Here is a 19,819-nt window from a genome sequence, read left to right as displayed (position 1 = left end):
AAAAACGGATGCCTTGCGGACATCCGTTTTTTGGCGTTTTCGCCGTCTTTAGCGTAACAAACTATTACGCGTTATTTCACTTCCATCCCTTTGGCCTGCAGATCGGCGTGGTAAGACGAACGCACGAACGGGCCACAGGCGGCATGGGTGAAGCCCATCGCCATCGCTTCTTCTTTCATCTCGTCAAACTCGGCTGGGCTGACGTAGCGCTGCACCGGCAGGTGGTGACGGCTCGGCTGCAGGTATTGGCCCAGCGTCAGCATGGTCACGCCGTGGCGACGCAGATCGCGCATCACTTCAATGATTTCCGCGTTGGTTTCGCCCAGGCCAACCATCAGGCCGGATTTGGTCGGGATATCCGGGTGCGCTTCTTTAAAGCGCTCCAGCAGCTTCAACGACCACTCGTAGTTGGCGCCCGGGCGCACCTGGCGGTAGACGCGCGGCACGTTTTCCAGGTTGTGGTTGAACACGTCCGGCGGCGTGGCGGTGAGGATCTCCAGCGCGCGATCCATACGGCCGCGGAAGTCCGGCACCAACGTTTCAATTTTGATGTTCGGGCTCTTGGCGCGGATGGCCGAGATGCAGTCGGCAAAGTGCTGAGCGCCGCCGTCGCGCAGATCGTCGCGGTCAACCGAGGTGATCACCACATAACGCAGCGCCATGTCGGCGATGGTTTGCGCCAGCTTTTCCGGCTCGTTGGCGTCCGGCGCGATCGGGCGGCCGTGGGCCACGTCGCAGAACGGGCAGCGACGGGTGCAGATGGCGCCGAGGATCATAAAGGTGGCGGTACCGTGGTTGAAACACTCGGACAGGTTAGGGCACGAGGCTTCCTCACAGACGGAGTGCAGGCCGTTTTTACGCATGGCGGCTTTGATGCCCTGAATGCGCGTAGAGTCGGCAGGCAGTTTGATCTTCATCCACTCGGGTTTACGCAACAGCTCCTGCCGTTCGGTGACCACCGTTTTGACCGGGATCAGCGCCATTTTGTCAGCATCGCGGTATTTGACGCCGCGTTCCATCTGAATTGGTTTACTCATAATCGTGCAGGTTCCAGTTACGAAGCTCGACCGTCTGGTAGCCGAGTAAATGAACAAATTCCTGTACCAGGATTGGGTGTATGTCTTCAATGCCAACGCCGGGCGCCAGCGCGCTGACCTGCGTCATCTGCATGCCGGCGTAACCGCAAGGGTTGATGCGTTGGAAGGGGCTGAGATCCATCGCCACATTCAGGGCCAGGCCGTGGAATGAACTGCCTTTGCGGATCCGCAAACCCAACGAACAGATTTTCTGCTCCCCCACGTACACGCCGGGCGCATCCGGACGGGCGCGCGATGCGAGGCGGAAGTGGGCGAGGGTGTTGATAACCGTATCTTCTATCGCCGTGACCAATTGGCGTACGCCGACCTTATTGCGTTTCAGATCGACCATCACGTACATCACCTGCTGGCCCGGCCCGTGGTAGGTCACCTGGCCGCCGCGATCGCTCTGGACAACCGGGATATCGCCGGGCATCAGCACGTGTTCGGCTTTGCCGGCCTGGCCCTGGGTGAATACCGGGTGATGCTGCACCAGCCACAGCTCGTCCGGCGTAGTCTCGGTACGACTGTCGGTGAAGTTATGCATGGCTTGGGATACAGGCGCGTAGGGCTGCAACCCCAGCTGACGCAAAATGATCTTGTCTGGTTGCAAAAGAGTCATCGTCAGGTTACAGAAGTGGTAAAGCCATTATACCGGGCGCTCCGGCTTGCGGCCAGCCTTTCGCTGACCAAAAATGCGCAACCCGGGAAGACGCTGCGCCATCCCGGGTTGATAAGCAGGGTTTTATGCTGGAATTACAGCACCATGCGAACAATTTCAATGTTGCCCAACTCCTCGTACAGGGTTTCGACCTGCTCGATATGAGTGGCGTTGATGGTGATGGAGACCGAGTGGTAGTTGCCTTTACTGCTTGGCTTAACCTGCGGGTTGTAATCGCCCGGCGCATGGCGCTGCACCACTTCAACTACCTGGTCAACCAGCTCAGGCTGCGCCAGGCCCATCACCTTGTAGGTAAACGAGCAAGGGAATTCGAGCAGTTCGTTCAGTTTAGTTTTTTGCATGTGCGTGCGCTCCAGAGTGCTAGCTAATCTATAAATTATAACTCCCGCCGGGGCGGGAGTTAATGTTATTCAGTATATGGGGGCAATTTCGCCCGTTTCAACCGTTAACCGAACCAGTGGTGGAACATCAGTTTGATGTAGTCCACGATGCGGCTGAAGAAACCACCTTCTTTCACTTCGTTCATCACCACCAGCGGACGCTGGTCGATGGTTTTGCCGTCCAGCTGGAAGTTGATGCTGCCCACCACCTGGTTTTTCGCCAGCGGCGCGTGAATTTCCGGCGTGTTCAGCACATAGCTGGCCTTCAGATCTTTCATGCGGCCGCGCGGGATGGTCAGGTAGACGTCTTTATCCACGCCCAGCTCAACGCGATCGGCATCGCCGAACCAGACCGGCTCGGAGGCGAACTCTTTACCGACTTTCAGCGGCGCCACGGTTTCGAAGAAGCGGAAGCCCCAGGTCAGCAGCTTCTTGCTCTCGGCTTCGCGGCCTTTGTAGGTGCGGCCGCCCATCACGGCGGAGATCAGACGCATCTGGCCTTCGGTCGCCGAAGCCACCAGGTTGTAACCCGCCGCGTCGGTGTGGCCGGTTTTGATGCCGTCGACGTTCAGACTGTTATCCCACAGCAGACCGTTGCGATTCATCTGGCGGATATTGTTGAAAGTGAACTCTTTTTCTTTGTAAATCGCGTACTCTTCCGGCACGTCGCGGATCAGCGCCTGGCCGATCAGCGCCATGTCGCGCGCCGAGCTGTACTGGCCCTGGGCATCCAGGCCGTGTACCGTCTGGAAGTGAGTGTTCTGCAGGCCCAGCTTGCTGACGTAGGTGTTCATCAGGTTGACGAACGCGTCCTGGCTGCCGGCGACGTAGTCGGCCATCGCCACGCAGGCGTCGTTACCGGACTGCAGGTTGATGCCGCGGGTCAGTTTGGAGACCGGCACGCGATCGCCCGGCTTCAGGAACATCAGCGAGGAACCTTTGAACACCGGGTTGCCGGTCGCCCAGGCGTCCTGGCCGACGGTCACCAGATCGTCCTGGCCGATTTTACCCGCTTTCAGCGCCTGGCCGATGACGTAGCTGGTCATCATTTTGGTCAGGCTGGCCGGATCGCGACGCGCATCGGCGTTCATCTCGGCCAGCACCTTGCCGGAGTTGTAATCAATCAGGATGTACGCTTCCGCATCGATCTGCGGGACACCTGGGATCATGGTTTTGATGTTAACGTCATCGGCATGTGCAACGGAGGCTGCGCTCATTGCGATAACGGTGCCGAGTGCGATGCTTTTGATTAAGCGAAAAGAAGTTACTTGTTTCATGATCGGGACTACAACATCCGTGAAAGTAAAGTTAAAAAACGAGCCACACTATAGCAGATGCGATCCCGGCAGGCATTATCCATTCATCTGACTAATTGCGGTTAGTGCCCTTTTAGCTGCAAGAAAATGTTTCAGCTAAATAACCGCTTAACAGCCGTGAATGCCCGCCGGGTTTAACGCTCAGGGTGCAGCAGTAACGAAAGACTGTTGTTGCGCTTCGCTGGCCAGGCGTTGTTGCAGTTGGGCCGCCTGCTGACGGCTGCTGAACGGGCCGAGCTGGACGCGGTAAACGTTGCCGCTGGCCGCCACTTTGCCCGGCACGCCAAACTGTTGGCTCAGGCTTTGCTGCCAGCTCTGGGCGCGCTCGGCGCTGCTCAACGCACCGACCTGCACCACGTAGCCGCCGGAGGAGGAAGCGGCAGCCATGCCGGCAGCGGCAGCGCCGGCCGCGACCGGTGCGGCTACTGCGGCGGCTTCAGGCTCGGCACTTTCCAGCACGCCGGCCGGTAATGCGCTTGGCGCGCCGAGGAAACCACTGCGGCCGTTGGCGGCGTTGCCGGCGTTCGCAGGCGCGTCGTCATCGGTGCGCAGGGTGCTGTTATCAATAGGGCGCACCGCCGCGCCGCTGGCGACCGGCACGTCCTGTTGGATCGGGGTGCCCATGCCGCTGGAGCCAAGATCCGGGCGCGCCGGCAATGCGTAGCTCTGTTTCGCCACGATGGTGCCGATGGTGCCAGGGCCGCTCAGCGTGCCGTCCGGCGCCACGTTGATGAAATCGACTTTGACCTTGGTGTTGTTGGACAGGTTGAGACGATCGGCAGCGGCTTTCGACAGATCGATGATACGGCCCTTGGTGTAAGGCCCGCGATCGTTGACGCGCACCACCAACTGACGGCCGTTGGCCAGGTTGGTGACGCGCACGTAGCTTGGGATCGGCAGCGTTGGGTGGGCCGCAGTCAGGCCATTAGGATCGAACTGCTCGCCCAGCGCGGTGGTGTTGCCGTTGGCCTCTTCGCCATACCAGGCCGCCAGGCCGGTCTGCGAGAAGTTCTGCGGATCTTTTACGATGCGGTAAGTATCGCCATTAACCTTATAATCCTGCATGTTATTAGGGTTATAGGGTTCATATTGAGGCTCGACGCCGCCGATTTCCACCACCGGGCCGTTGTACGGCTGCGGAGGGGCTTGCTGTTCCGTGGTCGGGGCGGTACAGGCGGAGAGCAACACCGCCGCGACGCCGATCCAAAGCCATTCCTTACGCATTACTCACCTCTTATAAACTTTTAGACAGCATTTTCCGATGCGTGTGGATCGACATGATGATGCCGAAACCGGCCATCAACACTATCAGCGCCGAACCCCCGTAACTGACCAGAGGCAAAGGTACGCCAACTACCGGCAAAATGCCACTGACCATACCGATGTTAACAAAGACATAAACGAACAAAATCAGCATCAAGCCGCCGACCATCACGCGGCCGAAGGTGGTTTGCGCCTTGGCGGCGATCATCAGCCCGCGGATGATCACCAGCAGGTAGAGCGCCAGCAGCACCAACACCCCGATCAGACCCAGCTCTTCGGCCAACACGGCGAAGATAAAGTCGGTATGGCGCTCCGGCAGGAACTCCAGCTGCGACTGGGTGCCGTGCAGCCAGCCCTTGCCGGACAGGCCGCCGGAGCCGATGGCGATCTTGGATTGAATGATATGATAACCGGCGCCGAGCGGGTCGCTCTCCGGATCGAGCAGCATCATCACGCGGTCGCGCTGATAGCCGTGCATCAGGAAGAACCACAGCACCGGGATGAAGGCCGCCAGCGCGACGGCGGCGACGGCGATCAGCTTCCAGCTCATGCCGGACAGGAACAGTACGAACAGGCCGGAAGCGGCGATCAGGATAGAGGTGCCCAGATCCGGCTGCGCGGCCACCAGCAGCGTCGGCAGGAAGATCAGCACCAGCGCGATGGCGGTGTTTTTCAGCGAAGGCGGGCAGACATCGCGGTTCATAAAGCGCGCCACCATCAGCGGCACGGCGATCTTGGCGATTTCCGATGGCTGGAAGCGCACCACGCCGAGATCCAGCCAGCGCTGCGCGCCTTTACTGATCTGCCCGAAGGCGTCCACCAGGATCAGCAAAATCACGCAGAAAATATACAGATAGGGCGCCCAGCTTTCGTATACGCGCGGCGGGATCTGCGCCATGACGGCCATCACGATCAGCCCCATGACGATCTGCCCGATCTTGCGCTCCATCATGCCGATGTCCTGGCCGCTGGCGCTCCACATCACGAAGGCGCTGTAGACCAGCAGGGCCAGGATCAGCAGCAGGAACGTCGGATCGATGTGGATTTTGGTCCAGATCGAGCCTTTTTGTTGGCTTTCAGTCATGTTCTACCTTAGTCACCTTCTACGCCAGGCGGCAGCGGGGCCTCGCTTGGCAATTGCGTATTGTTGTCGCCCAGCAGAATATGGTCGAGGATCTGGCGGGTGATGGTGCCCACCGCCGGACCGGAGCCGCCGTTTTCCAGAATGATGGCGACCGACACCGTCGGGTTGTTGAACGGCGCAAAGGCGGTCATCAGCTTGTGATCGCGCAGGTGCTCCGCCAGTTTATGGGCGTTGTAGGTTTCGTAACCGAAGACCTGTGCGGTGCCCGATTTCGCCGCGGCTTTATAAGATGCGTCCGCAAAGTACTTGCGCGCCGTCCCGTTCGGACGGTTGGCCACACCGTACATGCCGTCTTTGGCGATTTCCCAGAAGCCGGAGTGAATATCGCCGATCTGCGTGCTTTCTTCCTGTTTGAACGGCACCAGCGCGCCGTTAACGCGGGTGCTCTGCAGCAGGTGCGGCGTTTTGACGGTACCGTCGTTGATCAGGGTGTTCAGCGCCTTGGCCATCTGGATCGGCGTGGCGGTCCAGTAACCCTGGCCGATGCCCACCGGAATGGTGTCGCCCTGATACCACGGTTTTTTATAGCGTTTCAGCTTCCATTCGCGCGTCGGCATCAGGCCGGAGCGCTCTTCGGCCAGATCGATGCCGGTGTACTGGCCGTAACCGAATTTGGTCAGCCAGCTCGACAGCCGATCGATCCCCATATCATAGGCGACCTGATAGAAGTAGGTATCCGCGGATTCTTCCAGCGCTTTGGTGACGTTCAGGCGGCCGTGCCCCCATTTTTTCCAGTCGCGAAAGCGTTTTTCCGAGCCGGGCAGTTGCCACCAGCCGGGATCGAACACTACGGTGTTCTTGGTGATCACCCCGGCGCTGAGTGCCGACACGGCGATATAAGGTTTCACCGTCGACGCGGGCGGATAAACCCCCTGCGTGGCGCGGTTGATCAGCGGGCGATTCGGATCGTTCAGCAGACCCTGATAGTCCTTGCTGGAAATGCCGTCCACGAACAGGTTCGGATCGTAGCTCGGATTGGACACCATCGCCAGGATGGCGCCGGTGCGCGGATCGCTCACCACTACCGCGGCGCGGCTGCCAACCAGCAGCTGTTCGATATAGCGCTGCAGATCAAGATCGAGCGTCAGGTAGACGTCCTGGCCGGCGGAAGGCGGCTGCTCGTGCAATTGGCGGATCACCCGGCCGCGGTTGTTGACTTCAACCTCTTCGTAACCGGTTTTACCGTGCAGCGTGTCTTCGTAATAGCGTTCGATGCCCAGCTTGCCGATATCGTGGGTGGCGGCGTAGTTGGCCAGCTTGCCGTCTTTGTCTAGACGTTCAACGTCGCGGTCGTTGATCTTCGACACATAGCCGGTGACGTGGGTGAGGGCGGATCCGTAAGGATAGTAGCGGCGCTGGTAGCCTTTCACTTCCACGCCGGGGAAGCGGAACTGATTGACCGCAAAGCGGGCGACCTGCACCTCGGTCAGCGCGGTTTTCACCGGAATGGAGACGAAACGGCGCGAGCGCTTGCGCTCTTTTTCGAAATTGGCGATGTCGTCGTCAGTCAGATCGACCACAGTGCGCAGCGCCTGCAGCGTGGCCTTGAGATCGTCGACCTTCTCCGGCATCAGCTCCAGCTGATAAATGGTGCGGTTGAGCGCCAGCGGGGTGCCGTTGCGATCGTAGATAATGCCGCGGCTGGGCGCGATGGGCACCAGTTTGATGCGGTTTTCGTTGGAGCGGGTGCGGTAATCCTCGACGCGGACCACTTGCAGATTATACAGGTTGGCGATCAGGATGCCGGACAGCACCAGGATGACCAGGAACGCCACCAGGGCGCGGCGTACAAACAGGGCGGATTCAGCCGTATAGTCGCGAAAAGGGTTACGTTCTATTTTCATCCCGCTGCTTTATTTCACTCTGTCACGGTCACCACCGGCTATTCCCGGTGGTAAGGATGATTTGTTGTAATACTCCAGGCGCGGTAGAGGCTTTCTGCCACCAGGACGCGCACCAAAGGATGCGGCAGCGTCAACGGAGAAAGCGACCAGCTCTGCTCGGCAGCGGCTTTGCAGGCGGGCGCCAGCCCTTCCGGGCCGCCGATCAGCAAGCTGACATTGCGGCCATCCTGCTTCCAGCGCTCAAGCTGCTGTGCCAGCTGCGGCGTTTCCCACGGCGTGCCTGGGATATCCAGCGTAACGATGCGGTTGCCTTTGCCCACCGCCGCCAGCATCTGTTCGCCTTCCTTGTCCAGAATGCGCTTGATGTCGGCGTTTTTGCCGCGTTTGCCGGCCGGGATCTCGGTCAACTCAAACGGCATGTCTTTGGGAAAGCGGTGCAGGTAATCCATAAAGCCGGTTTGCACCCAGTCTGGCATTTTGGTGCCGACCGCCACCAATTGCAGTTTCACCGCTTAGCTCCAGAGTTTTTCCAGCTCGTACAGGCGACGGCTCTCTTCCTGCATCACGTGCACGATCACTTCGCCCAGATCGACCACGATCCAGTCGGAGGCTTCCTGGCCTTTCATGCCGTACAGCTCCATGCCCGCGGCGCGGGATTCCTGCACCACGTGGCTGGCGATCGACATCACGTGGCGCGTTGAGGTGCCGGTGCAGATGATCATGCAATCGGTGATGCTGGATTTGCCCTGGACGTCCAGAGCGACAATGTCTTGGCCTTTCAGATCATCGATTTTATCGATGACGAAATCTTGGAGCGCTTTACCTTGCAAAGGTTCCCCCTCGGGTGTGTTCTGTTCAGTCGGCTGCGGCGGGCAAAATGCGCGCGCCGCGGCGTAACCGGATAATGGTTTCGGCAGGCTGCCGCTGAAAGCCAGCTAACTGGTGACTGCCCGGCCAGCTAAGGTTTCCGGGGTTTTCAGCGGATACCTGAAAAATAGCGGCGCAGTATATCACGCACCTTTCACTAGCGATATAAACCCTGCAACTCGATATAGCGCTGCACCGGGCGCGGCAGCAGGTCGTCGCAGTTGAGGCCCTGATGGCGGCGCTGGCGGATCTCGGTGGCGGAAATTTCCAGCTCCGGCGTATCGGCCAGATAGATATGGCCGTGCGGGCGACGGCTGAGCAGCGCCGGGTCGGCGGTGCGATGGCGTTCCAGCCACTGCTGCAGTTCCGGCGTGTCCATGCGATCGTTATAGCCCGGGCGCGCCAGCACCAGCAGGTGGCAGACGTCCAACAGCGCCTGCCAGCGGTGCCACTTATGCAGCGTCAGCAGCGAGTCCTGGCCAATAATAAACGCCAGCGGCTGGGCGGCGCCACGCTCTTTACGAATCGTTTCCAACGTCTCGATGGTGTAGGAGGGCGTGGTGCGGTGCAGTTCGCGATCGTCGACCGCAAACAGCGGGTTGCCGGCGATCGCCAGCTCGACCATCTTCAGGCGCTGCTGCGCATTGGCCTCCGGCTGCGGGCGGTGCGGCGGCACATGGTTAGGCAGCAGCGTGACGCGATTCAGGCCCACTTCGGCGGCCAGCGCCTCCACCGGCCGCAGGTGGCCATAGTGGATCGGATCAAAGGTGCCGCCGAACAGCGCGTGCAAAACGGTGGGGTGTTCCGGGTTAGTGGGCATCGCTAAAACTCGTGGCCAGGGGTTTGCCGCACAGCAGCATCGACAGGGTTTCCAGTTCCGGCCAGACCGACTGGCCATAGTCCTGCTTGAGGGTCAGCTCGATTTGCGTCAGCAGCTGTACCGCCTGCTGCAGCTGGGGGCCGGACAGGCGTTGCAACGCCTGGGTCACCAGCGGGCGGCGGTTCTGCCAGACCTTGTGCTGATCGAACAGCGAGCGCAGCGGCGCGGAAGCCATGCGGCGCTGCAGCGTCAGCAATAGCAGCAGTTCGCGCTGCAGGGTGCGCAGCAGGATCACCGGCTCCACGTCCTCTTGCTGCAGCTGCTGCAAAATATGCCAGGCGCGCTTGCTCTTGCCGGCCAGCAGGGCATCCAGCCAGTGGAACGGCGTGAAGTGGGCGGCGTCGTTCACCGCCTGCTCGACGCGCGGCAGGGTGAGCTTGCCGTCCGGGTGCAGCAGCGACAGCCGCTCCAGCGCCTGCGACAGCGCCAGCAGGTTGCCTTCGTAGCAGTAGCACAGCAGCTGATTGGCCGCGTCGTCCAACTCCAGTTTCATCGACTTGGCGCGCGCGGCGACCCAGCGCGGCAGCTGCGCCTGTTCAGGCGTCTGGCAACTGACGAGAGCGCCGTGCGGGCTGAGCGCCTTGAACCAGGCGCTGTTTTCCTGCGCTTTGGTGAGGCGCGGGCCGCGCAGGATCAGCAAAATATCCTCGTGCAGCAGCGTGGCGAGCTTGGTCAGCTGTTCGCCGATCGGCGCCGTCGGGCCGTTTTCCGGGAAGATCAGCAGCAGCGTCTGGCGGCTGGCGAACAGGCTCATCGCCTGGCAGATGCCGAAGATGGCGTCCCAGTCAGTATGGGCGTCGAGGGAAATGCTGTAGTGCTCGCTGAACTGCTGCTGTTGCGCGGCCTGCCGGAGCAAATCCTGGCTTTCCTGCAGCAGCAGCGGTTCATTGCCGCTCAATAAATAACAAGCGCGCAGCCCCTCTCGGAGCTGCGCGGCAAGTTGTTCCGGATAAATGCGGATCATTGTGCGGTTTGGCTTGCCGCTCGTTCGCCGACGGCAGCGGCTTTCTGCCGGTTTTCTTCTTCCGCCGCGTGCACGGTCAGCAGTTTGCGCACCAGTTGCTGCGCCGCCTGCTCACGCATTTCCTGGCGAATGATCTCCTGCTCGGAGTCCTTGGCCAGCGCGGTCAGCGGGTTGTCGAAGAACGAACGGAACACTTTCACCGACAGCGGATACAGGTCGTGGCCCGGGATCAGCACCTGGGCCTGCACGGTCAGCACCAACTGGTACTCGGCGGTTTTACCGTCCTGGAAGATCGAGGCGGTATCCTGGCTTTCCGTCGCGCCGACGATGCGCAGAGAAGGCACGTCTTTACGCTTCGGATCGCTGACGATGGTCACGGCGTTCAAACGCAGTTGCTCACGCACCGCGCGCGTCAATGGCCCGTAAGGATCCGAACTGTCCAGGATCAGCGTTTTCATTTCATTAGGCACCTGCGTGGTGCCACGCAGGTGAAAACCGCAGCCGGCGGTGACCAGCACCGCCAACCCCAGCAACAGCGTCAGAATACGTTGTCGCACAACTCCTCCTTGTGTTAACCCACAACCAGGTTAAGCAGTTTGCCCGGAACGTAAATCACTTTGCGAATCGTGACGCCGTCCAGATATTTAGCCACCAGATGCTCTTCGGCAGCGCGCGCGCGCACTTGCTCTTCGGTCGCATCGGCAGATACGGTGATTTTAGCGCGAACCTTGCCGTTCACCTGCACCACCACCAGCTTGGAGTCTTCGACCATCGCCTGCTCGTCGGCAACCGGCCATGGCGCGGTGTCCACGTCGCCTTCGCCACCCAGCGCCTGCCACAGGGTGAAGCACACGTGAGGGGTGAACGGATACAGCATGCGCACCACGGCCAGCAGCGCTTCTTGCAGCAGCGCGCGATCCTGCTCGCTCTCCTGCGGCGCGCGGGCCAGCTTGTTCATCAGCTCCATCACGGCGGCGATTGCGGTGTTGAAGGTCTGACGGCGGCCGATATCGTCGGTCACCTTGGCGATGGTTTTGTGCAGATCGCGGCGCAGCGCTTTCTGATCTTCGTTCAGCGACGCCACGTTCAGCGGCTGCACCGCGCCTTTTTCCACGTGATCATAGGCCAGTTTCCACACGCGTTTCAGGAAGCGGTTAGCCCCTTCCACGCCGGATTCCTGCCACTCCAGCGTCATTTCTGCCGGTGAAGCGAACATCATGAACAGACGCACGGTGTCCGCGCCGTATTTTTCCACCATCTCCTGCGGGTCGATGCCGTTGTTCTTCGACTTCGACATTTTGCTCATGCCAGCATAGACCAGTTCACGGCCTTGCGGATCCGTAGCCTTGATGATGCGGCCCTTGTCGTCGCGCTCGACGGTGGCGTCAACCGGGGATACCCAGACGCGCTCGCCGCTGTTGCCGGTGTAGTAGAAGGCGTCGGCCAGCACCATGCCCTGACACAGCAGGCGCTTGGCCGGCTCATCGGAATCCACCAGGCCCGCATCGCGCATCAGCTTGTGGAAGAAGCGGAAGTACATCAGGTGCATGATGGCGTGCTCGATGCCGCCGATATATTGATCGACCGGCAGCCAGTAGTTGGCGGCGGCCGGATCCAGCATGCCCTGGTCATACTGCGGGCAGGTGTAGCGCGCGTAGTACCAGGAGGACTCCATAAAGGTGTCGAAGGTGTCGGTTTCGCGCAGCGCCGGCTGGCCGTCGACGGTGGTTTTCGCCCACTCAGGATCGGCCTTGATCGGGCTGGTGATGCCGTCCATGACCACGTCTTCCGGCAGGATCACCGGCAGCTGGTCTTCCGGCGTCGGCATTACGGTGCCGTCTTCCAGCGTCACCATCGGGATTGGCGCGCCCCAATAACGCTGGCGGGAGACACCCCAGTCGCGCAGACGGTAGTTAACCTTACGCTGGCCTACGCCCTTGGCGACCAGTTTGTCGGCGATGGCGTTGAAGCCCGCTTCATTGTCCAGACCGTCGAACTCGCCGGAGTTGAACAGCGCGCCTTTGTCGGTCATCGCTTCGGCGCTCACGTCAGGCTGGCTGCCGTCGAGGTTCAGGATCACCGGTTTGATCGGCAAATCATATTTGGTGGCGAATTCCCAGTCGCGCTGGTCGTGCGCCGGTACTGCCATCACGGCGCCGGTGCCGTATTCCATCAGCACGAAGTTGGCGACCCACACCGGCAGCTTCTCGCCGCTCAGCGGGTGGACCACGAACAGGCCGGTCGGCATGCCTTTCTTCTCCATCGTCGCCATTTCTGCTTCGGCCACTTTGGTGTTGCGGCATTCGTCGATGAACTCGGTCAGCGCCGGGTTGTTGCGCGCGCCCTGTTGCGCCAGCGGGTGGCCCGCGGCGACCGCCACGTAGGTGGCGCCCATGAAGGTGTCCGGGCGGGTGGTGTAAACCGTCAGCTTCTCTTCGCTGTCCGCCACGTCGAAGGTGATTTCCACGCCTTCGGAGCGGCCAATCCAGTTGCGCTGCATGGTTTTCACCTGCTCCGGCCAGCTTTCAAGCGTGTCCAGATCGTTCAGCAGCTGATCGGCGTAAGCGGTGATTTTGATGAACCACTGCGGGATCTCTTTACGCTCGACCTTAGTGTCGCAGCGCCAGCAGCAGCCGTCGATAACCTGTTCGTTGGCCAGCACGGTCAGATCGTGCGGACACCAGTTCACCGCCGAAGTCTTCTTGTAGACCAGGCCTTTTTCATACAGCTTGGTGAAGAACCACTGTTCCCAGCGATAGTATTCCGGCTGGCAGGTGGCGATTTCGCGATCCCAGTCGTAGCCGAAGCCCAGCAGTTTCAGCTGGTTCTTCATGTATTCGATGTTGTCGTAGGTCCACGGGGCCGGCGCGGTGTTGTTTTTCACCGCTGCGCCTTCCGCCGGCAGGCCGAACGCATCCCAGCCGATCGGCTGCAGTACGTTTTTGCCCAGCATGCGCTGATAGCGCGAGATCACGTCGCCGATAGTGTAGTTACGAACGTGGCCCATGTGCAGTCGGCCGGACGGGTAAGGCAGCATGGATAGGCAGTAGTACTTTTCCTTGCTGTCGTCTTCGGTAACTTTGAAAGTCTGCTTCTCTTGCCAGTGAAGCTGTACGTTCGATTCTATGTCTTCTGGACGGTATTGCTCTTGCATGGCGGCCGGTGGTCCTGTAGGTGTAAACCGTTGCCCCGGTCAGAGGCAACGCAATGAACATTTAGTATTCGTAGATCCGCATAGCATAGCTGATAAGACCTCCCGGCAACAACTCCAAGCGCCTGACTCGGCGCATTTAAAAAAAACGCCGTCATGACGCGGCTCACAACCTGCGGATCCCGCGTCTTGCCAAGTGACATCAGTCATTTACGGCTAAAATAAGAACAAGTAGCTTAGGGGGGATCCCTACAGCCAAGTCCGGCGCAGCGTTTATCGAGGAGAGTCTATGAACAAGGTTGCTCAGTATTACCGCGAATTGGTGGCATCGCTGAGCGAACGCCTGAAAAACGGCGAACGCGATATCGATGAACTGGTGGCCAGCGCGGAGCGGCGCTTGAACGAGGCCGAAGATTTGACCCGCGACGAAGTGCGGCAGGTGACGCAGGCGGTGCGGCGCGATCTGGAGGAGTTCGCCCGCAGCTATCAGGAGAGCCGGGACGAGTTTACCGACAGCGTGTTTATGCGCGTGATTAAAGAGAGCCTGTGGCAGGAACTGGCGGATATCACCGACAAAACCCAGCTGGAGTGGCGCGAGGTGTTCAAGGATGTCAGCCACCACGGCGTTTACCACAGCGGTGAAGTGGTGGGGCTGGGCAATCTGGTGTGCGAGCAGTGTCACTACCATCTGGCGTTTTACACGCCGGAGGTGCTGCCGCTCTGCCCGAAATGCGGTCACGACCAGTTCCAGCGCCGGCCGTTTGAACCTTGAGGACGTTCCCCGCCAGGGCGGGGAACGCTAAGGCCGGCGTTTAACGGAACAGTTTCTTCAGCAGGTTGCTCAGGAAACCGCCGCTGACGGTTGCCGGGGCAACGTCCGCCTGCGCCGGTGCGCTGGCCGGTACGGCGACGCCGGCCGGGATTTTCTGCACGACCGCGATGCGGCTGTCCTGGGCGGCTTTCTCCGCCGCTTCCGGGCCATAGGCGAAGCCTTCCGCCAGCACGAATTCAACGTCGGTGATGCCGATAAAGCCCAGGAACAACTTCACGTACGGCGTGATCAGATCCGTCGGCATGTCGGCGTGGATGCCACCGCGGCTGGAGATGACGATCGCTTTCTTGCCCGTCACCAGCCCTTCGGCGCCGGCGGAGGTATAGCGGAACGTCTGCCCGGCGCGGGCGATAAGATCGAAGTAGATCTTCAGCTGCGTCGGGATGTTGAAGTTGTACATCGGGGCGCTGATGATCAGCGTGTCGTGCGATTTCAGCTCGGCAATCAGCTCATCGGACAGCGCCAGGGTGCTTTGCTGATGCGGCGTCAGCGGTTTGTCGCCGGCGGTAAAGCCGGCCATCACTTCACCATCCAGCTCCGGCAGCGTTGGGTTGGCCAAATCGCGCACGGTAAACGTGTCTTCAGGGTGAGTTTCACGCCATTGTTCAACAAAAAAATCGACTAATTTTCCAGACTGGGAATATTCACCCAGAATGCTTGATTTCAGGACCAGTACGCGGCTCATTGGCTTATCTCCAGGCGAAGGCTAATCGGTAACGATGTCAGTCGGTGTAAACGCATGGTAGAGGCAAGCCATGAACAGTGATAGCGCAAAAATTCGCTGAGTTAAATCAAAAAAGTTGAATGAGGGGCGCGAGCGCGCCCCGATAGGATCAATAACGCGCTACGCGCTCGGCCAGCAGATCGATAAAGCCCTCGCGGTTGATGCCGGTCAGCACTTCCACGTTGGCCGCGTTGCCGGTTTGCTGGAAATAGTCCACCACCGTCATGCCGACGGTGTATTCCCCTTTGGTCTCCACGCCGACCCAGCGTTCTACGCCGGTGAACAGCTGTGGCGCCAGCAGCCAGGCGATGGTGCAGGGATCGTGCATCGCTGCGCCGGGCAGGCCGCGCGGATGGCTGAGGTACAGCGGCAGGTAAAAATCGAGCATCTCCGCGACCGCCTGCGCGACCGGATTGTCTATCTGACGAATGCGCTCGATATCCTGCGGCAACACCAGCGCCTGATGGGTGACGTTCAGCCCGGCCATGGTCAGCGGCACGCCGGATTTCAGCACCATTTCGGCGGCTTCGGGATCGACGAAGATGTTGAACTCCGCCACCGGCGTAGTATTGCCGGCGTTCATGCCGCCGCCCATGAATACGATGCGCTCGATGCGGCTTTTCAACTCGGCATGCTGGGCCAGTAGCAGGGCGATATTGGTCATCGGGCCGGTCACCACCAGGGTGATCGGCTGCGGGCTGGCGCGCAGCAGGTCGGCGATCAGCTCGACGGCGCCGCGGGGATCGGGTTTGAGGGTCGGCGTCGGCAGGTGGGTGTTGCCCATGCCGGTTTTGCCGTGGACATAGTCGGCGATCACCAGCTCGCGCATCAGCGGGCCGCCGGCGCCGGCGGCGACCGGGATGTCCTCGCGCTGCATCAGGGTCAGCAGGCCCAGCGCATTATGCAGGGTTTTCTCCGGCGTCTGGTTGCCGGCGGAGGTGGTAATGGCTTTGACGTCCAGCTCCGGCGAACGCAGCGCCATGGCCAGCGCGATGGCGTCGTCGAGGCCGGGATCGCAATCGATGATAATAGGGCGGGGCATGTTCTTTCTCCTCTGTTTGTTATCCAGCGAGCATCGGATCAAAACCGGGGAGAAACAAGCGCTTTTAGTGCCGGGAGAAAAGATGCGCCCCTGGCGGGGCGCATCGAGAGCGTTTAGTGCAGGATCTTGGCCAGGAAGTCCTTGGCGCGATCGGACTCGGGGTTGTTGAAGAAATCGTCTTTGTTGCGGTCTTCGACGATTTTGCCTTCGTCCATAAAGATCACCCGATTCGCCACCTTGCGGGCGAAGCCCATTTCGTGGGTTACCACCATCATGGTCATGCCTTCGTTCGCCAGTTCGACCATCACGTCCAGCACTTCGTTGATCATTTCCGGATCGAGCGCCGAGGTCGGTTCATCGAACAGCATGGCTATAGGATCCATGCACAGCGCGCGGGCGATGGCGACGCGCTGCTGCTGGCCGCCGGACAGCTGGCCGGGGAACTTGTTGGCATGGGCGGAGAGGCCGACGCGTTCCAGCAGCTTCAGGCCCTTCTCGCGTGAGGCTGTCTTATCGCGCTTGAGCACTTTCACCTGCGCCAGCGTCAGGTTGTCGATGATAGACAGGTGCGGGAATAGCTCAAAATGTTGGAACACCATGCCGACTTTGGCACGCAGCTGCGCCAGGTTGGTTTTCTTGTCGTTGACCGGGGTGCCGTTCACCAGGATGCTTCCCTGCTGGATCGGCTCGAGGCCGTTGACGGTTTTGATCAGGGTGGATTTGCCGGAACCTGAAGGACCGCAGACGACGACCACTTCGCCTTTTTTCACTTCGGTGGTGCAATCGGTCAACACTTGGAAGTGACCGTACCACTTGGAAACATTTTTCAGGGATATCATCAAACAGTCCTTTTCTTCAAATAGCTTACCAGCGCAGAGGCGGCGAGGCTGATAACAAAATAGACAAAACCGGCGAACAGGATCATTTCAACCTGGGTGCCGTCGCGTTCGCCAATGGTCGACGCGGTGCGGAAGAAGTCGGCCAGGCTCAGTACGTAAACCAGCGAGGTATCCTGGAACAGTACGATGCCCTGGGTCAGCAGCAGCGGCACCATGGCGCGGAACGCCTGCGGCAGGATCACCAGCCGCATGGACTGCCAGTGGGTCATGCCCAGCGCCAGCGCGGCGGAGGATTGGCCGCGCGAGATGCTGATGATACCGGCGCGGATGATTTCCGAGTAATAGGCCGCTTCAAACAGGGAAAAGGCTACCATAGCCGAGATCAGGCGAATATCGGTTTTCGGCGACAGCCCTAGAACCTGTTGTAATAAGCTTGGAACCACCAGATAGAACCACAGCAGCACCATCACCAGCGGCACCGAACGGAACAGGTTGACGTACAGGGTGGCGAACCAGCTTATCGGCTTGAACGGCGACAGACGCATCACCGCCAGCACGGTGCCCCACAGGATGCCGACCACGATGGCGGTCACGGTGATCTTCAGCGTGATCACCATGCCTTGCAGCAGATAAGGGAAGCTTGGGACGATCGACGCCCAGTCAAATTCGTACATTATTTACTCCCCAGGTTGCCAGGCAACTGCACTTTCTTTTCGACCAGACGCATAAACAGCATGATAACGGCGTTGATGCCGATATAAGCCAGCGTGATGGCGGTAAAGGATTCATAGGCGTGTGCGGAGTAATCCAACAGCTTGCCGGCCTGCGCGGCCATGTCCACCAGGCCGATGGTGGAGGCGATGGCGGAGTTTTTGACCAGGTTGAGCATCTCCGAGGTCATCGGCGGCACGATCACCCGGTAGGCGTTCGGCAACAGCACGTAGCGGTAGGTTTGCGGCAGCGTCAGGCCCATCGCCAGCCCGGCGGCTTTCTGGCCGCGCGGCAGGGACTGAATGGCGGCGCGCACCTGTTCGCAAACGCGGGCGGCGGTAAACAGCCCCAGGCAGAGCATGGAAGAAACAAAGAACTGCACGTTGGGATCCAGCTCGGTTTTGAACCAGGTGCCGATATTGGCCGGTAGCAGCTCGGGGATCACCAGATACCAGGTAAAGAATTGCACGATCAGCGGCACGTTGCGGAACAGTTCGACGTAACAGGTGCCGAGGGTGGAAAGAAAGCGGTTGGGCACGGTACGCAAGATACCGAACAGTGAACCGACGAAGAAAGCGATAATCCAGGCACAGACGGAGAGGGCCACCGTGACCTGAAAGCCGGACCAGATCCAGCCGAGGTAAGTGGTGTTCCCAAACGGGGCCTGCTGCAGGAAGATACCCCAGTTCCAATCTATTGACATAACAAACTCCGATAAACGGGCGCAGGGCGCCGAAGATTGATGACTTGATGAGCTCCGATCGCCGCGCGGCCAGTCTGGCTGGCTTGTTGTGTACGGGTGTCGGTGATGCGCCTTGGGGAAAATGAGGGAGGGGAACGGCCCCCCTCATTTCTGTCTGTCCCAGTCATCAACTGGGCCGGTTTGGCCTGGCGGCCGCGCCGGCTTTTGTTCTATTTAGTTCAACGCTTTGTCGTTTGGCTCTTTGAACAGTTGCTTCATGTCGTCCGACAGTTCGAAGTTCATGTTGAGGTTTTTCGGTGGAATAGGCTGCTTGAACCATTTCTCAAACCACTTGGCCGCTTCACCGGAGGTTTGCGCCTGGGCGATAGTGTCATCGACCAGCTTTTTAAACTCAGGATCGTCTTTGCGCAGCATGCAGCCGTAGGCCTCTTTCGACTGCGGCGTGCCGATGATTTCCCACTGATCCGGTTTCTTGGCCTTGGCGCGTTCGCCCGCCAGCAGGGCATCATCCATCATGAAGGCCACGGCGCGGCCGCTTTCCAGTGTGCGGAAGGAATCGCCGTGGTCTTTGGCGCTGATGATGCGCATGTTCATCTTGTCGCTGTCGTTCAGCTTGTTCAGCAGCACTTCGGAGGTGGTGCCGGAGGTGACCACCACCGGTTTGCCGGCCAGGTCTTTAAAGTCTTTGATGTCGGAGCCCTTTTTCACCAGCAAGCGGGTGCCGACCACGAAAATGGTGTCGGAGAAGGCGGCCTGTTTCTGGCGCTCGAGGTTATTGGTGGTGGATCCGCACTCGAAATCATAGGTTCCGTTTTGCAGCAGCGGGATGCGGTTCTGCGAGGTAATCGGCAGCATTTTCACCTGCAGATTCGGCGCATTCAGCTTTTTCTTAACGGCTTCAACGATTTGGTTGGAGTAGTCCTGAGAGTAGCCCACAACTTTTTGTTGGTTGTCGTAGTAGGAGAACGGCACTGACGATTCGCGGTGGCCGACAACGATCACGCCATTGTCTTTGATTTTCTTCAGCGTACCGGTCAGGTCTTCCGCATGCGCCACGCTACCTGCCGCACCGAGCAGCAGTAACGATAACGCCAATTTACGCATTTGCATGGTCCAACTCCTTTGCTGTTGTTGTGGCTCTGACTAAAGAGCGTCAGGTTAAATCGACTGTTTATTGCTCAAGTTATAAAGATAGTCTTATGAACTGAACGCTGTTAAAAAATAACCGATTGTGAACACCTTGAAACTAAAATGTTTCATTTTTTGAGACGCCGCGCGCACCAAATCAATGCAACAAAACGTCGGCGCACCCGCGCGGTGCGCTTAATGCACCCAAAATGTGCGCAGGTGCGACAAAACGTCAGCAAAAGTAAACCGGCGCGCGATGTCGCCATAGATAAA

General features: G+C 59.6%; 20 protein-coding genes. 1 reads left to right on the top strand and 19 read right to left on the bottom strand.

What is annotated here, in order from left to right; genetic code table 11:
• Positions 1-71: 71 nt before the first annotated feature.
• The 13 genes from lipA to leuS form a co-directional block, all read right to left on the bottom strand.
• Entirely contained in the window at positions 72-1,037 is a 966-nt protein-coding gene (gene lipA / locus JL05_RS22660; RefSeq protein WP_004940018.1) for a lipoyl synthase, read from the bottom strand.
• On the bottom strand, positions 1,030-1,698 hold the full coding sequence (gene lipB / locus JL05_RS22655) for a lipoyl(octanoyl) transferase LipB (protein ID WP_015376934.1): 669 nt from the start codon (positions 1,696-1,698) through the stop codon (positions 1,030-1,032). The genes lipA and lipB overlap by 8 nt, the downstream gene beginning before the upstream one ends.
• Positions 1,699-1,832: 134 nt before the next feature.
• Entirely contained in the window at positions 1,833-2,099 is a 267-nt protein-coding gene (ybeD, locus tag JL05_RS22650) for a DUF493 family protein YbeD (protein WP_004940012.1), read from the bottom strand.
• Positions 2,100-2,203: 104 nt separating this feature from the next.
• Complete coding sequence (dacA, locus tag JL05_RS22645; protein ID WP_004940010.1) at positions 2,204-3,415, bottom strand: D-alanyl-D-alanine carboxypeptidase DacA; 1,212 nt, start codon at positions 3,413-3,415, stop codon at positions 2,204-2,206.
• 180 nt (positions 3,416-3,595) lie between these two features.
• On the bottom strand, positions 3,596-4,678 hold the full coding sequence (gene rlpA, locus JL05_RS22640) for an endolytic peptidoglycan transglycosylase RlpA (protein WP_033633935.1): 1,083 nt from the start codon (positions 4,676-4,678) through the stop codon (positions 3,596-3,598).
• Positions 4,679-4,688: 10 nt separating this feature from the next.
• Positions 4,689-5,801, bottom strand: a complete 1,113-nt coding sequence (gene mrdB, locus JL05_RS22635; RefSeq protein WP_004940006.1) for a peptidoglycan glycosyltransferase MrdB — start codon at positions 5,799-5,801, stop codon at positions 4,689-4,691.
• Between the two features lie 8 nt (positions 5,802-5,809).
• Positions 5,810-7,705, bottom strand: a complete 1,896-nt coding sequence (gene mrdA, locus JL05_RS22630) for a peptidoglycan DD-transpeptidase MrdA (protein WP_004940004.1) — start codon at positions 7,703-7,705, stop codon at positions 5,810-5,812.
• Between the two features lie 38 nt (positions 7,706-7,743).
• Complete coding sequence (rlmH, locus tag JL05_RS22625) at positions 7,744-8,214, bottom strand: 23S rRNA (pseudouridine(1915)-N(3))-methyltransferase RlmH (RefSeq protein ID WP_004940002.1); 471 nt, start codon at positions 8,212-8,214, stop codon at positions 7,744-7,746.
• Between the two features lie 3 nt (positions 8,215-8,217).
• A complete protein-coding gene (gene rsfS / locus JL05_RS22620) occupies positions 8,218-8,535 on the bottom strand; it encodes a ribosome silencing factor (protein ID WP_015376937.1) in 318 nt (105 codons plus the stop codon).
• 194 nt (positions 8,536-8,729) lie between these two features.
• The gene (gene nadD / locus JL05_RS22615) at positions 8,730-9,392 is read right to left on the bottom strand and encodes a nicotinate-nucleotide adenylyltransferase (RefSeq protein ID WP_015376938.1); all 663 of its coding nucleotides are present in this window, start codon (positions 9,390-9,392) and stop codon (positions 8,730-8,732) included.
• Positions 9,382-10,416, bottom strand: a complete 1,035-nt coding sequence (gene holA / locus JL05_RS22610; RefSeq protein WP_033633934.1) for a DNA polymerase III subunit delta — start codon at positions 10,414-10,416, stop codon at positions 9,382-9,384. The genes nadD and holA overlap by 11 nt, the downstream gene beginning before the upstream one ends.
• Positions 10,413-10,973 carry an LPS assembly lipoprotein LptE gene (gene lptE / locus JL05_RS22605; RefSeq protein WP_033633932.1) on the bottom strand — a complete coding sequence of 187 codons (561 nt, stop codon included), beginning with the start codon at positions 10,971-10,973 and terminating at the stop codon, positions 10,413-10,415. The genes holA and lptE overlap by 4 nt, the downstream gene beginning before the upstream one ends.
• Positions 10,974-10,987: 14 nt before the next feature.
• The gene (gene leuS, locus JL05_RS22600) at positions 10,988-13,570 is read right to left on the bottom strand and encodes a leucine--tRNA ligase (protein WP_031299996.1); all 2,583 of its coding nucleotides are present in this window, start codon (positions 13,568-13,570) and stop codon (positions 10,988-10,990) included.
• A gap of 286 nt (positions 13,571-13,856) precedes the next feature.
• On the opposite strand from leuS, the gene JL05_RS22595 reads away from it, so the two are divergent.
• Positions 13,857-14,339 (top strand): zinc ribbon-containing protein, encoded by a 483-nt coding sequence (locus JL05_RS22595; RefSeq protein ID WP_004939988.1) that lies wholly within the window; start codon positions 13,857-13,859, stop codon positions 14,337-14,339.
• 40 nt (positions 14,340-14,379) lie between these two features.
• Here the strand turns inward: JL05_RS22595 and JL05_RS22590 are convergent, their stop codons facing one another.
• The 6 genes from JL05_RS22590 to JL05_RS22565 form a co-directional block, all read right to left on the bottom strand.
• Positions 14,380-15,084, bottom strand: a complete 705-nt coding sequence (locus JL05_RS22590) for an FMN-dependent NADH-azoreductase (protein WP_033633931.1) — start codon at positions 15,082-15,084, stop codon at positions 14,380-14,382.
• A 148-nt stretch (positions 15,085-15,232) separates the two neighbouring features.
• Positions 15,233-16,165, bottom strand: coding sequence for a pyrimidine-specific ribonucleoside hydrolase RihA (rihA, locus tag JL05_RS22585; RefSeq protein WP_015376943.1), 933 nt, complete (start codon positions 16,163-16,165; stop codon positions 15,233-15,235).
• 113 nt (positions 16,166-16,278) lie between these two features.
• Entirely contained in the window at positions 16,279-17,004 is a 726-nt protein-coding gene (locus JL05_RS22580; RefSeq protein ID WP_004939983.1) for an amino acid ABC transporter ATP-binding protein, read from the bottom strand.
• Positions 17,004-17,678, bottom strand: a complete 675-nt coding sequence (gene gltK, locus JL05_RS22575) for a glutamate/aspartate ABC transporter permease GltK (protein WP_004939982.1) — start codon at positions 17,676-17,678, stop codon at positions 17,004-17,006. Before gltK ends, JL05_RS22580 begins: the two co-directional genes overlap by 1 nt.
• Positions 17,678-18,418, bottom strand: coding sequence for an amino acid ABC transporter permease (locus tag JL05_RS22570; RefSeq protein WP_004939979.1), 741 nt, complete (start codon positions 18,416-18,418; stop codon positions 17,678-17,680). The genes gltK and JL05_RS22570 overlap by 1 nt, the downstream gene beginning before the upstream one ends.
• 213 nt (positions 18,419-18,631) lie before the next feature.
• The gene (locus tag JL05_RS22565) at positions 18,632-19,528 is read right to left on the bottom strand and encodes an amino acid ABC transporter substrate-binding protein (protein ID WP_004939976.1); all 897 of its coding nucleotides are present in this window, start codon (positions 19,526-19,528) and stop codon (positions 18,632-18,634) included.
• Positions 19,529-19,819: the final 291 nt, after the last annotated feature.

Source organism: Serratia nematodiphila DZ0503SBS1, assembly GCF_000738675.1.
GTDB classification, from domain to species: Bacteria; Pseudomonadota; Gammaproteobacteria; order Enterobacterales; family Enterobacteriaceae; genus Serratia; species Serratia nematodiphila.
This window is presented reverse-complemented; position numbering and strand designations above follow the sequence as displayed.

What these genes read in the sequence shown, in the direction of transcription:
- gltK (WP_004939982.1), bottom strand. Translation starts at nt 17,678, where the DNA reads ATGTACGAATTTGACTGGGCGTCGATCGTCCCAAGCTTCCCTTATCTG.
- mrdA (WP_004940004.1), bottom strand. Translation starts at nt 7,705, where the DNA reads ATGAAAATAGAACGTAACCCTTTTCGCGACTATACGGCTGAATCCGCC.
- mrdB (WP_004940006.1), bottom strand. Translation starts at nt 5,801, where the DNA reads ATGACTGAAAGCCAACAAAAAGGCTCGATCTGGACCAAAATCCACATC.
- JL05_RS22565 (WP_004939976.1), bottom strand. Translation starts at nt 19,528, where the DNA reads ATGCAAATGCGTAAATTGGCGTTATCGTTACTGCTGCTCGGTGCGGCA.
- rlpA (WP_033633935.1), bottom strand. Translation starts at nt 4,678, where the DNA reads ATGCGTAAGGAATGGCTTTGGATCGGCGTCGCGGCGGTGTTGCTCTCC.
- JL05_RS22590 (WP_033633931.1), bottom strand. Translation starts at nt 15,084, where the DNA reads ATGAGCCGCGTACTGGTCCTGAAATCAAGCATTCTGGGTGAATATTCC.
- JL05_RS22570 (WP_004939979.1), bottom strand. Translation starts at nt 18,418, where the DNA reads ATGTCAATAGATTGGAACTGGGGTATCTTCCTGCAGCAGGCCCCGTTT.
- holA (WP_033633934.1), bottom strand. Translation starts at nt 10,416, where the DNA reads ATGATCCGCATTTATCCGGAACAACTTGCCGCGCAGCTCCGAGAGGGG.
- leuS (WP_031299996.1), bottom strand. Translation starts at nt 13,570, where the DNA reads ATGCAAGAGCAATACCGTCCAGAAGACATAGAATCGAACGTACAGCTT.
- JL05_RS22580 (WP_004939983.1), bottom strand. Translation starts at nt 17,004, where the DNA reads ATGATATCCCTGAAAAATGTTTCCAAGTGGTACGGTCACTTCCAAGTG.
- nadD (WP_015376938.1), bottom strand. Translation starts at nt 9,392, where the DNA reads ATGCCCACTAACCCGGAACACCCCACCGTTTTGCACGCGCTGTTCGGC.
- dacA (WP_004940010.1), bottom strand. Translation starts at nt 3,415, where the DNA reads ATGAAACAAGTAACTTCTTTTCGCTTAATCAAAAGCATCGCACTCGGC.
- rihA (WP_015376943.1), bottom strand. Translation starts at nt 16,165, where the DNA reads ATGCCCCGCCCTATTATCATCGATTGCGATCCCGGCCTCGACGACGCC.
- lipB (WP_015376934.1), bottom strand. Translation starts at nt 1,698, where the DNA reads ATGACTCTTTTGCAACCAGACAAGATCATTTTGCGTCAGCTGGGGTTG.
- ybeD (WP_004940012.1), bottom strand. Translation starts at nt 2,099, where the DNA reads ATGCAAAAAACTAAACTGAACGAACTGCTCGAATTCCCTTGCTCGTTT.
- JL05_RS22595 (WP_004939988.1), top strand. Translation starts at nt 13,857, where the DNA reads ATGAACAAGGTTGCTCAGTATTACCGCGAATTGGTGGCATCGCTGAGC.
- lipA (WP_004940018.1), bottom strand. Translation starts at nt 1,037, where the DNA reads ATGAGTAAACCAATTCAGATGGAACGCGGCGTCAAATACCGCGATGCT.